The 12,661-nt window shown below is 41.3% G+C and carries 14 protein-coding genes; 6 read left to right on the top strand and 8 right to left on the bottom strand.

What is annotated here, in order from left to right; genetic code table 11:
• The first annotated feature begins 271 nt into the window (after positions 1-271).
• The 3 genes from BLV00_RS09460 to BLV00_RS09450 all read left to right on the top strand — a co-directional run bounded on the left by BLV00_RS09460 (position 272) and on the right by BLV00_RS09450 (position 1,710).
• Entirely contained in the window at positions 272-472 is a 201-nt protein-coding gene (locus BLV00_RS09460) for a cold-shock protein (protein WP_028782982.1), read from the top strand.
• Between the two features lie 151 nt (positions 473-623).
• A complete protein-coding gene (locus BLV00_RS09455; protein WP_093044732.1) occupies positions 624-1,319 on the top strand; it encodes a queuosine precursor transporter in 696 nt (231 codons plus the stop codon).
• Positions 1,320-1,323: 4 nt separating this feature from the next.
• Complete coding sequence (locus BLV00_RS09450; RefSeq protein WP_093044731.1) at positions 1,324-1,710, top strand: ribonuclease HI family protein; 387 nt, start codon at positions 1,324-1,326, stop codon at positions 1,708-1,710.
• 129 nt (positions 1,711-1,839) lie between these two features.
• Here the strand turns inward: BLV00_RS09450 and BLV00_RS09445 are convergent, their stop codons facing one another.
• The 6 genes from BLV00_RS09445 to BLV00_RS09425 all read right to left on the bottom strand — a co-directional run bounded on the left by BLV00_RS09445 (position 1,840) and on the right by BLV00_RS09425 (position 5,949).
• Positions 1,840-2,127: a DUF6123 family protein gene (locus BLV00_RS09445; protein WP_093044730.1), complete on the bottom strand. Its 288-nt coding sequence runs from the start codon at positions 2,125-2,127 to the stop codon at positions 1,840-1,842.
• Between the two features lie 40 nt (positions 2,128-2,167).
• On the bottom strand, positions 2,168-3,010 hold the full coding sequence (locus tag BLV00_RS09440) for a sulfurtransferase (RefSeq protein ID WP_093044729.1): 843 nt from the start codon (positions 3,008-3,010) through the stop codon (positions 2,168-2,170).
• A gap of 57 nt (positions 3,011-3,067) precedes the next feature.
• Positions 3,068-3,241 (bottom strand): hypothetical protein, encoded by a 174-nt coding sequence (locus BLV00_RS21960; protein WP_176791439.1) that lies wholly within the window; start codon positions 3,239-3,241, stop codon positions 3,068-3,070.
• A gap of 107 nt (positions 3,242-3,348) precedes the next feature.
• On the bottom strand, positions 3,349-3,876 hold the full coding sequence (locus BLV00_RS09435; protein ID WP_093044728.1) for an isoprenylcysteine carboxyl methyltransferase family protein: 528 nt from the start codon (positions 3,874-3,876) through the stop codon (positions 3,349-3,351).
• A complete protein-coding gene (locus BLV00_RS09430) occupies positions 3,876-5,048 on the bottom strand; it encodes a type III polyketide synthase (protein ID WP_281243005.1) in 1,173 nt (390 codons plus the stop codon). Before BLV00_RS09430 ends, BLV00_RS09435 begins: the two co-directional genes overlap by 1 nt.
• Positions 5,049-5,181: 133 nt before the next feature.
• Positions 5,182-5,949 (bottom strand): SDR family NAD(P)-dependent oxidoreductase, encoded by a 768-nt coding sequence (locus tag BLV00_RS09425; RefSeq protein ID WP_093044727.1) that lies wholly within the window; start codon positions 5,947-5,949, stop codon positions 5,182-5,184.
• Positions 5,950-6,372: 423 nt separating this feature from the next.
• Between BLV00_RS09425 and BLV00_RS21680 the strand changes: the two genes are divergently transcribed.
• The 3 genes from BLV00_RS21680 to BLV00_RS09415 are packed head-to-tail and all read left to right on the top strand — an operon-like array spanning position 6,373 to position 8,714.
• The gene (locus BLV00_RS21680; protein WP_143030710.1) at positions 6,373-6,522 is read left to right on the top strand and encodes a cytochrome c oxidase subunit 2A; all 150 of its coding nucleotides are present in this window, start codon (positions 6,373-6,375) and stop codon (positions 6,520-6,522) included.
• A gap of 30 nt (positions 6,523-6,552) precedes the next feature.
• On the top strand, positions 6,553-7,059 hold the full coding sequence (locus tag BLV00_RS09420; RefSeq protein WP_093044726.1) for a cytochrome c oxidase subunit II: 507 nt from the start codon (positions 6,553-6,555) through the stop codon (positions 7,057-7,059).
• A complete protein-coding gene (locus tag BLV00_RS09415; protein WP_093044725.1) occupies positions 7,056-8,714 on the top strand; it encodes a b(o/a)3-type cytochrome-c oxidase subunit 1 in 1,659 nt (552 codons plus the stop codon). The genes BLV00_RS09420 and BLV00_RS09415 overlap by 4 nt, the downstream gene beginning before the upstream one ends.
• A gap of 576 nt (positions 8,715-9,290) precedes the next feature.
• Here BLV00_RS09415 and BLV00_RS09410 read toward each other — a convergent pair.
• Both BLV00_RS09410 and BLV00_RS09405 read right to left on the bottom strand, forming a co-directional pair.
• Positions 9,291-10,577 carry an IS110 family RNA-guided transposase gene (locus BLV00_RS09410; protein WP_093044724.1) on the bottom strand — a complete coding sequence of 429 codons (1,287 nt, stop codon included), beginning with the start codon at positions 10,575-10,577 and terminating at the stop codon, positions 9,291-9,293.
• Positions 10,578-11,161: 584 nt separating this feature from the next.
• Positions 11,162-12,655, bottom strand: a complete 1,494-nt coding sequence (locus BLV00_RS09405; RefSeq protein WP_093044723.1) for a carboxypeptidase M32 — start codon at positions 12,653-12,655, stop codon at positions 11,162-11,164.
• Positions 12,656-12,661 lie beyond the last annotated feature (6 nt).

The raw sequence follows: 12,661 nt of genomic DNA, 5'->3' as shown, positions 1-12,661 counted from the left end.
ATTCAAACCCCCTTCTATGTATATTTTCCATTTTACCTTAAATAAGTCGAGATGTTTATATTCAGGGGTAAAGATTAAATTTTCTGACAAAGCAGTAAGGAGAACGAAAGAATATTTATAATAGATTTTTTAATCCTCCTTGACAATAAAAGCCCTTATAAGCTATATTGGATACAAGCAAAATGATGAATGGGTATTTATTAAGAATATCGATTCCATTGATTTTGTAATTAACACGTGTTACGTGCAAGATTTTAGGAGGATTTTTATCATGCAAAACGGTACAGTAAAATGGTTTAACGCAGAAAAAGGTTATGGCTTCATTCAAGTAGAAGGTGGCGACGATGTATTCGTACACTTCTCTGCTATCAACGAAGAAGGCTTTAAATCTCTAGAAGAAGGTCAATCTGTCACTTTCGAAATCGTCGAAGGCGACCGCGGACCTCAAGCTGCCAACGTAGAAAAAAACTAATTTAAACCAAAATATACCAAGCGGCAATCAAAATGATTGCCGCTTTTTCATTTGTTCAAGTATTAAGGGAAACGTATAATTAGTAAGGTTTATCATAAAACCGCGCGGTTCGGAAATCTCCCGCGTCACCAAAACTAAGGAGGAAATGAACATGGCAAATGAATGGCTTTGGGTGCTTTTCGCCTTAGTGAACTTCACCTTATTGCTCATCATGTACCGTATATTCGGACGTTTCGGTCTGTTGGTATGGATCGGGATGGCAACCGTAATCGCTAATATTCAAGTGGTCAAAACAATCGAATTATTCGGCGTAACAGCCACGTTAGGAAACATCATATATGGGACAGCCTTTTTGGCTACGGATATATTAAATGAAAAATATGGAAAGAAAGCAGCAAAACAGGCCGTTTGGATGGGCTTTTCTACTTTGATAGCCATGACGGTGATGATGCAGCTTGCTCTTTTGTTTACACCCGGACAAGAGGATATCGCTCAGCCTGCGCTTCGCACGTTGTTCGGTATCGTTCCGCAAATTGCCATCGGCAGCCTGCTTGCGTATATCGTAAGTCAGTATTTTGATGTGTGGATCTACTCGAAATTGAAGCGTCTCTTTCATGGGGATCGCTGGCTTTGGGTAAGAAATAACGGTAGCACAATGATCAGTCAATTGCTGGATACAGCCATTTTCTGTGGGATTGCTTTTTATGGTCTCTACCCTTTAGATATTTGGTTCGAAATATTTCTGACCACTTTTTTCATCAAATTCTTAGTAGCCATTATTGATACACCTTTCTTATATATTGCCAAGCGTTTCAACCATGAGAAGCAAATAGTCAGGGAAGGATGATGATATGATCGAAGTTTATACAGACGGAGCAGCTGCCGGGGATCCTGGTCCAAGCAGTGCTGGAGTTTTTATTAAAAACGGGAAGGAACATCATGAATTTGCTTTTAAATTAGGGGAATTATCCAATCATGAGGCAGAGTTCTGGGCAGTGATCAAAGCATTGGAAATCTGTCGTGATACGTTTCCTGATGAAATATTATCGTTTAGGAGCGATTCAAAGATCGTAGTTGAAACGCTCGAAAAAAACTATACCAAAAATCACCGGTTCCTCCCACTGTTAGAAAAAATCAATCACCTGCAATCCAGTTTCCCGTTTGTATTTTACAAATGGATACCAGAAAAACAAAACGGAAAAGCTGATATGCTTGCCCGAGGGGTCTTAAAAAAATAACCCGCCTGCTCTTTTAAGAAAAGCAAGCGGGTTTTCTTGTGCTTTAAGAAAGTTTACCGTTGTTAAAGGGGCAAAGCACCAGAAAATACTAAGGCTTTCGCCATAGGTAATTGGCGACAAGATTATTCATTATAATGCTTTTCGCTTCGATAATCCTTTCGCTTCCAGGACCATCCATGCCTTCCTTTTAGAATTGATTCCCCGCTTAGAAATATGTTCGAGTACACCCATATAAAAACTGCCGTCGAAGGTGTGTTGAAATTGTAAGGTAGCTTTAAGAGCTATAATCACCTTCCATACAGGGGCATTAGTAGAGTTCATACCAAAGTAAATGAAACGTACATCTTCATCCGATAGTTTGAACCCTTTCGCCCATAAATCTTCTAGAAAATAAGCTAAAGTATATTGCTGTTTCATGCACCGCCACCCTCTGGTCTCTAGTTTTATTCTCTCGTAACTATTGCTTGTCTATTGTCGCCACTTCATTTTCCTGATACGAAATCCAATCGCTGAAACTACCGACATATAACTTCACCTGATCCATCCCTGCTTCCCATAAACCAATGACATTGGAGGCAGCAGTGACGCCAGAACCACAATAAACAATGATTTCTTTGTGATCGGATAGTTCTTGAAAATGCTGTTGTAATTCAGCTTTAGATTTCCACGTGCCATCTTCTTTGTAGACGTCCACCCAATCATATTGCACCGCACCAGGGATATGGCCGCTCTTTATGTCTATCGGCTCTTTCCAACCTGCATAACGTTCAAAACTCCGGGAATCAACAAGCACCGTATTTTCTTCGTCCTGTCTAGCTCTGACATAGGCTTCTCCACAGGCCATATCATGTTGTAATTCGATTGGATAACTGGCTGCCCGTTCCAAACGTGGTGCTTCTTTTTCTAAAGGTAAGCCTGCCTTTGTCCAGGCATCTATACCGCCATCCAGCAGGTATACCTTCCCGTGGCCAACATACTTCAATAACCATAACATTCTTGCAGCCATGACGCTCCGATTCTGATCATAAGCAATGACGAACGTTTCTCTGTCGATACCTGCATTGGCAAGCGTCTCTTTAAAAGATTCCAATTCTGGCAAGGGGTGCCTTCCCCCATGTTGCTTAATTTCTCCGCTCAATGATTTTTCTAAATCAAAATAAACAGCACCTGGTAAATGTCCTTCGTCGTACTTTTGCTGTCCTTTATCGGGATCACTCAAATCAAAGCGACAATCCGCAAATACCACTTTCTTTTCTTCAGACCAATGTTTCGCTCGCGCCACGGTTATAACATTCGACATGATCCTTCACCCTTCGAGTTTTATTCCATTATAACAAAAAAGAAAGCCAGGTGTAGGTCACCTGGCTGATAGAATATGCTCATATTGCTTTTGTCTCTGTTCCATACTTTTATCCGAACCGTGTTTTTTATAGTTAATAAATCGTTGTGCCGTTGGCGAGTTCAATTTACCTAAAATATAAACCATCAGTATGGTATACACCGTTATCGTCAAACCGATCAAAAAAATCATATGCAGAACCTCTTTTCTACAATTGATAATGATTTTCATTTCTAACTAGAATTATAGCAGAGCTTTTTTGGCTTTGCAATTAATAATCAAAACTGTACGAATTATTGTCACAATTGAAGCGCCCCATAAGATTCTTTTAGCGCTTTTTCTTCAACAGGGATTCTGACCTTCAAAAGTAACAGATGCAGGATAGGAAAAATCACTGCTGTCATATAGGCCTGGAATAGCAACGGTATGATGATGAATTCCATCAGAACCACCCAATAATTCGGATGTTTGATAAGCTTGTAAGGACCTTTCGATACCAGCTCGTGCCCTGGTATGACTATGACCCTGGTATTCCAATACCTCCCCAGGGAGAGAATGCACCATGCCCGGAATAATTGTAGAAAAGTAAATGCTATAAATAACCCGATGAAGGCATTCGGTCTCCAACCACCAAAGAATAAAGAAGCTTCAATATACAAGCTGATAAAGAATAAAGTGTGTACGAAAATAAACCACTTATAATGCTGCTTGCCATGTTCTTCCCCTCCATGCTTCAAAGCCCAACGCTGGTTAGCTTTTGCAATGAACAATTCAACTATCCGCTGCAATAGGATCGCTCCAAAAAGAATCATCAATGCTATTGGCATCAATACCACTCCAAACTGATTAGCTCAGAACTGAAACCTGGCCCAAGGGCAGCCATTAATGACTTCGTCCCGGCATCGGGGAATGATTTCATGTATTCGTATAATACATAGCAAACAGTAACAGACGACATATTACCATGCTTCGCTAATACGTGATACGATTCCCTGAAAGCTTCCTGATCCAGTTGTAATACTTCCTCATAAGCTTCCAGTACCTTTTTGCCACCTGGATGAGCAACAAAAAACGGCAGCTCTTCCTGATGCATTCCCCATTCGACCAGAAAACCTTGGACATGCGTTTTCCAAAAATCTTTTACAAGGTGAGGAATACTTTTGTTAAATATAACTTCAAATCCATTATCCTTAATTTCCCATCCCATGATATCAATCGAATCTTTTTTGGTTTTTGAACTTGTGCCACCCATCACTGGTGTGGTTTGCTTCTTCTTTCCCAACAGTTCGGATTGAGAACCAGCTACTAACACCGCACTAACGCCGTCACCAAATAAAGCGGTTCCGACGAAGTTGCTTTTCTTGGAATCTGTTTTTTGGAAAGTCAGACTGCACAGTTCTACATTGATCACAAGGACATTCTTATCAGGATAAGCTTTCACCCAATCATAGGCTCTTGCCAGACCACTGACCCCTCCAGCACAACCTAAACCGAATAAGGGAACACGCTTTACATCTTCACGGAAAGACCTTGCATTCATTACTCTAGCTTCCATAGAAGGTGTGGCTAGGCCGGTAGTGGAGACAAAAATAATCATATCAATTTCTTTAAAACACACGGTCCCGGTAAGAAACAGCTCATTCTCCAAACATTCATCAATCGCACGAAGCGAATGACGATAAGCTTCCTGTATATAAATCTCATTTCTTTCACGCATGCCGTGTGGTTGTTTAAACCATTCCTGATCCACGACAAATTGTCTTTTTTCTATCATCGAATTATCAAAAACAGGAAGTAATCGCTTTTTGTCACGTTCGGTTAATGGAAATAACGATTCAACTAAACCTTTTACCTGCGTCTGTGATATTTCATATGGAGGTTCACTTTTCCCGATCGAAAGTATATAAGCCATGTGTTCTCCTTTTTTATGCTTATATTGTGTATTACTGTTTGTATTTATGTAGATCAAGGATAAAAAAAGCGTAATATGCACCTCCATGCCGCAAACGCCGTGTTATCAACTTCCTAAACTCCCTCGCTGAATCTGCTCCGTTACGTTTAGACAGTGGGCTAAAAGAACACACAGAAATAAAAAAATCCCGCAGTGCGGGATTATGTAATCAATAAGTTTTTCAAAAACCGTAAATGGTCATTCCGCCATCCACGAATAATGTTTGACCGGTCATGTAATCACCGGCTTCAGATGCCAAAAATACTGCTGCACCTGCCAGTTCAGACAACTTCCCGATCCGCTTAAGTGGTGTGCGGGCTAATATATCCTGAACATAATCTTCATCCTGCAGAAGTTTTTCTGTTAAAGCGGTTGGGAAATACCACGGGCCAATAGCATTTACATTGATATTATACTTTCCCCACTCCATAGCTAAATTTTTAGTCATTTGTATCAGAGCACTTTTAGTCATAGCGTAAACAACACCCGTTCTTAAAGCTGTATGGCCCCCTACCGAGGATATATTGATGATCTTTCCTGCCTGGTTGTCCTTCATCTTTTTAGCGGCATATTGAGACAAGAAAAAAGCACTCTTCATATTCGTAGATACAATTTGATCCCATTCTTTTTCTGTTACTTCCAGTGCCTCACTCCGTATATTCATCCCTGCGTTATTAACCCATATATCCAATTGACGTCCATCTATTATCGTGTCTGCCTTTTCCATGATGTAATCATAATCATTCACATCCGCTTGGATTGTAAACGCTTTGCTGCCAAGACTTTCAATGGAACGCTTCACTTCTTCTAATTGCTCTTCCGAACGGGCGATTAATACTACATCAGCTCCAGCTTCTGCAAATGAGACTGCAATCGCTTTTCCGATTCCTTTGGTAGCACCTGTTACTACAGCTAATTTATTCGTCAGTTCAAAACTTGGTAAAAACATTACATTTCCTCCTATCTGTTATTTTACGTCATTATACCATTCCTTCTTAAAGGTTTGCTCTTTTATCAATGAACAACAAATAGTAGAGAACCCCTCTTTTGTTACGAACAAATCAGTTCAACAGATCGATTTTTAAAATCTTCTCATACACATAAGTAAAAAGTTCTATATTTTTTCACATTCTTATAGAGTAATGTGATTGCCCTTTTTTGTATGTTGTGGTAAACATTTTTAACTTTTCACAATCTGTACAAATTTACAAGATGTACAATGATTTAAATCACACATAAACCCTTTATTTACAGTGTTTTCAGTTGTTATTGAACACTTTGTGAAAAATGTGAATTACAGGGTGATTTCACAAGAAATTGCTGTAAGATAGTTATTAACAAACCACCAAAAATTTGAAAGGAGTGGGCAAAAATGCCTAACACAAATCTGAAACAACAAACCGAACTTGAGCACAGCACCCAAGAACCCAACTTAAAGGGAACATTGGTGTCGGTTTCTATTGTTGGTGGATTTTTAGTGTTATCCTGGCTGGCCGTCTTTGGCCTGTTTTTAGCAAGATAATAACTTTGATACGTAAAGAGGGGGATTACGATGCATCTGCATAAATACGAAAAAATCTGGATGGGATCTGGGGTTGGAACACTACTCATTTTCTTAATAGTTTTAGGGATAGGAGCTTTCTATCAGGGAACCCAGCCGCCAAGCTGTATGGTGACGCTGGATCCAACTAACGTCCAGGCACACGAAGCGTTTAAAGAAGATAATCTTGGCTTGCAAAAGCTGGGGGAAAAGGAATATACCTTGAATGTGCTTGCTTCCGCTTTCAATTATGATTTCGGCAAGGACGAAGATGGTAATGCCGTCCGTACTATCCGAATTCCTGCGGGATCAAAGGTTATGTTTCAGGCTACAACGAAAGACGTCATTCACGGTTTTCAACTAGCTGGTACTAATGTCAACATGATGCTGGAACCAGGCTATATCTCCACACTGGAAACTACATTGGATAATCCCGGAACTTATACTCTGATATGTAATGAATATTGTGGTACCGGCCACCACTTGATGACAGCAACCGTGGAGGTGTATGAAGAATGATTGCAGAAAAAACAGGATTAAACAAATCAGATTCAAAGTTGATCATGTCTTTTATGTGGGTGACGTTCATTTCGTTACTGATCGGAGGACTGATGGGGTTATTGCAGACATTAGTACGTACCGGTAACTTCACCCTTCCGTTTGGCATCGGTTATTATCAAATATTGACGGTACACGGTGTCATTCTCGGCCTTGTGCTCACGACATTTTTTATTATCGGCTTCCAGTTTGCACTAATGGCTAAAACCGTAGGGATGACAAGTAAACAGCGCAAATGGGGTTGGGCATCTTTTTGGGTAATGCTGATTGGTACCACCGCAAGCGCTATCATGATTTTATTAGGAAAGGCCAGCGTCCTTTATACATTCTATGCTCCTTTGAAAGCTCATCCAATCTTTTACTTTGGCCTAACCTTCGTCATCATTGGATCCTGGATTGCATGCTTTGTCAATTTCCGTCAATTATATAAATGGAAAAAAGAACATCCTGGTGAGCATTCACCACTGCTTGCGTTCATGGTCGTCATTAATATGCTGATGTGGTTCATTTGTACACTTGGGGTAGCTGCTACGGTGCTTATCCAATTCATTCCATGGTCATTGGGATTAGTAGGTAGTATGAATATCCTGCTCAGCCGTACGTTATTCTGGTATTTTGGCCATCCATTAGTGTACTTCTGGCTGCTCCCTGCTTATATGGCATGGTATGCAATCCTGCCGAAGATTATCGGGGGTAAGATATTCAGTGATTCACTTGCACGTCTTGCCTTTATTCTATTCTTGATATTTTCAATCCCAGTCGGATTCCATCACCAGCTATTAGAACCTGGTATTGATCCAATGTGGAAATACATTCAAGTTGTTCTGACATTTGCTGTTATCATCCCATCCTTGTTGACTGCCTTCTCCATGTTCGCGACATTCGAAATCACTGGAAGGCAAAAAGGATATACCGGATTGTTTGGATGGCTGCGTCACCTGCCATGGAAAGATGTTCGCTTCTTTGCACCGTTTATGGGGATGGTTGCTTTTATTCCAGCGGGAGCTGGCGGAATCATCAATGCATCTAACCAGATGAACCAGGTTGTCCATAACACCATTTGGGTAACGGGGCATTTCCATTTGACTTTAGCAACCACTGTCATTCTCACATTCTTTGGCATCAGCTACTGGCTGGTACCGGTCCTTACCGGTAGAAAAATCGATAAGAAAATCAATACACTCGGTATGACTCAAACGATCGTCTGGCTGGTCGGGATGTTCTTCATGTCAGGATCGATGCATTTGGCAGGACTGCTCGGTGCTCCAAGAAGATCCGCTTTTTCGGATTATCAGGGCAGTGCCCAGGCCGCTGAATGGATTGGCTATCAATACGGGCAGGCCATCGGTGGTTCAATATTGTTCATCGGTATCCTGATTATGCTCTATAACTTTTTCTATATGACCTTCAAAGCACCTAAAGGTGTAGAAGAGTTTCCGATTGCAGAAGCGCCTACCGGAACAGAACCGACGCCGATTGTACTGGAAAACTGGCGGTTATGGATTGGTATTACGGTGGTATTGATCGCATTTGCCTATACAATTCCATTTGTCGATATTATTCAAAATTCACCACCAGGATCGCCTCCATTCGAATGGCCGATCGGCAACAATTAATTAACAGTAATAACTAGTAAGAAGAATAACAAAAAAAGTCCAGATCCCTGAGGATCTGGACTTTATCTGTTTAAGGAAGACATTATAGGGCCGTAAAGTCGAAGACTTGATTTCGAAACATTTGAGGGAGTTTAGAGGAAGGGTTCGCTTTCCGCGGGGAAGCCGGCAAGCCTCCCTCAGTGTAACGATTATCTCTCATGATTTCTCTATTTTTCTTCCGTTTTCTCGCCCTTTATCGCGAGAAGCACTAATCAGATATTGAAGATAATCCCATAATTGTTTGATTGTGGAATCGGACGAACGTTTAAAGAAACTGGAGGGGGTTATTCCAATAAATGGTTATTTATGATCGCATATGGATCTCCACTTTAGACATGGTGGTGTACCCTCCCATTTCTCTCGGCGTCTTAGCGCGCAAATTCCTTCGTTCAACCTGACCATGTGTGGATGCCGGAAAAGCTCCTCGTGTGGGTCTTCGCCCTAATGCTTGGAATGTGACCAGCTTATCCATGCTTCAATTGTTAAAGGGGAAAAACGTCGAAAAACCAAGTTCAAGAAATAGATAGATTAATCGTTCTAAGCAGCTTCATGTCGATCGGAAAAGTGAGGAATATCTTGCAGCATTCGTTCACCTTCAAAAGGACAATTGCGCTTCCCCATCATAAAAAAGATTTTAATGAGCTTACGTCCAATCGCTATATAAGCTTGTTTTCCTGCCAACGGATTGATGGATCGATTTGTAAGATAGTTATACAACACCTGAAAGAAGGAGTTGTTTTGAACCAAGGGGCGAGCCATGTTATACAAAATGGCGCGAAGTCTTCGTCGACCACGCTTGGTAAGGGTTGTTTGTCCTTTGAATTTTCCAGATTGATTCATCATTAGATTGAGTCCCGCTAACTTAATGATCTGGCGTGGATCTCGATAGTTATTCAAGTTACCAACTTCAGCGAAGAAGCCGGCGACTCCCATTGGACCTACTCCCTTGATCGCAATCATGAGTTGGGCTCCTGGGATTTGAAGGACAAGTTCTTCCGTCTTTTCTTCCAGCTCTTCCAAACATTCCTGGATACGCTCGTATTGATCCGTCAGGTAACGCAGTTCTTGCCGAGCCATTGAAAGGCCTGTCGTCATGCCGACACTTGAAGTAGCCATTTCTTTGATGGCTTGGACTTTGGAACGAGGAGTTCCCTTATAAACATTAGTTTTGAGCTCATAAAGAAGCTTTTCCTCCCCCTTTTGATTAAGGTCTCCCGGGAGATAACCTTGTTTCAGAAAGTAAAAAGCAGTTTTCTTCGTCCAATCTTTAAATACCTGACCAAATTCAGGGAAGTACCGGTCCAGGAAATTATGCACCTGAGCTTTGATGGAGGAAAGGTCTTCCTGAATGATGTCGTAGAGCTTCATGCCTTCGCGAAGCTCCGCATAGACTCCTTCTGGTAACGTGGGCTCATGATACCGACCGTGACGGATCACTTGAGCGATCACCTTGGCATCTTTGGTGTCATTTTTAGTCGGTGAGTCATCATCCAGCTCTTTCGATCGCTTCACTTTCATCGGATTTACGACCAAAGGTGTAAGCCCCTGATTTTTCAAATAATAAGCGAGGTTGAGCCAATAGTGTCCTGTCGGTTCCGTACCGATCATAATGTGAGACCGGTTGGTTTTTCCCGCCAAAGCAATCGCCCAGCGATAGAGTGCTTGAAATCCTTCCAAACTATTGTTGAAAACCAAGCGTTTAGCTAAGTCAATGCCTCGATCATCGATCGCTCGAGCGACGTGTTTCTTTTTCGCAATATCCACCCCAACAATCAACGTTTGGCCACTGATTTGCGAGAGGCGCTCATTTTGTGTAAAATCCATAATATAAGTCTCCTTTCGGTACTCAAATTAGAGGTCATGCATGACACTCTCTATCGTACCAGGGAGGCTTTTTTTATGCATTTTTCATTTCCAACGATATATCTTTAAATCGTAAACCTACAGGAATGCTCCTCGAGCTAAAGCTCTGTGGGGTCTTGCCAGTCTATCCTTTCCCGCAGGACTTTGAATTACCATCCTTGAGAAACTCCGCACGAAGGAAATGCGTCGCATTTTCGAGGAGTCTCACCCTTCCCCCACTCCCTTTGCCGTATAAGATTATCGAAATCAATCTTAAATTCACTTACCCTAATTTGTTAGAAGAATACTATTATAAAGCCAGATTGATTTTTCTTATTGCTTTAAAAGCATGCCATTCTTAACAGGTGTTTCAAGATTCTTATCATCGTATGGTGGCCGGGAAAACGGTGAGACTCCTGTGGGATGAACATGATCGGTGAGATTCCGCAAGGCGAAGCTGAGGAAGCCACATGCCCACGGAAAGCGAACCGTTTTCCCAGCCAACATCATTGCACCCCAAAGTCTCGAAACTGTGTCTTAGCAAACGTGAGCTTACTTATTCCTATTTAGAATTGATAAATCTTTCGATATTTTTCTTTGAGATAATTCACCAAATAGTCAGGATTCAGTTGTTCTCCAGTTACATCAGACAGAATTTCCAGCGGTTTTTTTATACTTCCATATTGATGGATATTTTCTGTAAGCCACTCTTTGATACTGGTAAAGTCTCCGGCGCGTATCACTTTATCAAAATCAATGTCTTTTTCCATCCGGCTATAGAATTGTGCCGCATACATATACCCTAAAGCATAAGAAGGAAAATAACCGAAGCTTCCACCAGACCAGTGGACATCCTGAAGCACACCTTCCGCGTTATTTCTGGGACGGATGCCTACATACTCCTCCATTTTATCATTCCATAATTCTGGCAGGTCTTGCACCTTAATGTTTCCAGCAATCAATGCTTTTTCAAGTTCATACCGTACCATGATATGTAATGGGTACGTCAGTTCATCTGCTTCAATTCGAATGTAAGATGGCTTCACTTCATTGATCGCTTTATAAAACGGTGCCAGTTGAAGTGTGCTGAATGAATCAGGCGCATAGGACTTGAATAAATCATAATGATTCTCCCAGAAGGCTTCACTTCTGGCAATGAAATTTTCCCAGAAGAGCGATTGAGACTCATGAATTCCCATTGAAGTACCATCAGCCAGTGGTGTAAATGCCAATTCAGGATTAATATTCTGTTCATATAAGGCATGTCCGCCTTCATGGATGGTACCGAATACTGCAGTACGGAAATCCTTCTCATCGTATTTAGTTGTAACACGGACATCATTGGTATTCAGACCAATCGCAAAGGGATGGACGGTTTCATCCAACCTTCCTGCCTGAAAGTCATACCCCATGCGATCAAGTATCTCCAGGCTGAATTTTTCCTGCTTCTCTTTTGGAAAGTGCCCTTGCAGCACAGAAGGATCTGGTTTGCTGGATGAACGTTGAATTTTTTCCAATAGTCCTGACAATGACTTTCTTACCTTAGGAAAGACTTCATCCAATACAGCAACCGTCACGCCAGGTTCATAGTTATCCAATAAAGCGTCATAAATATGATTTTTGTAACCCCAATAACGGGCAAACTTCTGGTTGTACGCCACAAGTTTTTCTAAATAAGGCTGGAAGCTTTCGAAATCATTTTTCTCTTTTGCCTCTTCCCATACCGCCTCTGCATTCGATTGAAGCATGACGTATTCTTTATATTCTTCAGCAGGAATTTTCGCGCTGCGTTCGTAACTCTCTTTCGACTTCTCTACTGCTTTTTTGATGATTTCATTGTCTGTATTGCCCTCTAATTCCTCAATATATGCTTTCATCTGATCAGATGTGGTGATTTGATGTACTTTCTGGGATATCATCCCAATTACTTCAGAACGGTTGCTTATTGCTTTTTTAGGCGCCATTGTTCGCATATCCCAAAACATCAAACCCAGTGCTTCTTCATAAGAAGCCTTTTCTTTCAATAAATCGAGAAAATCCTTTTCCAACGCTTTACTCACACAGGT

Source organism: Thalassobacillus cyri, assembly GCF_900107755.1.
In the GTDB taxonomy this organism is placed as follows: domain Bacteria; phylum Bacillota; class Bacilli; order Bacillales; family Halobacillaceae; genus Thalassobacillus; species Thalassobacillus cyri.
This window is presented reverse-complemented; position numbering and strand designations above follow the sequence as displayed.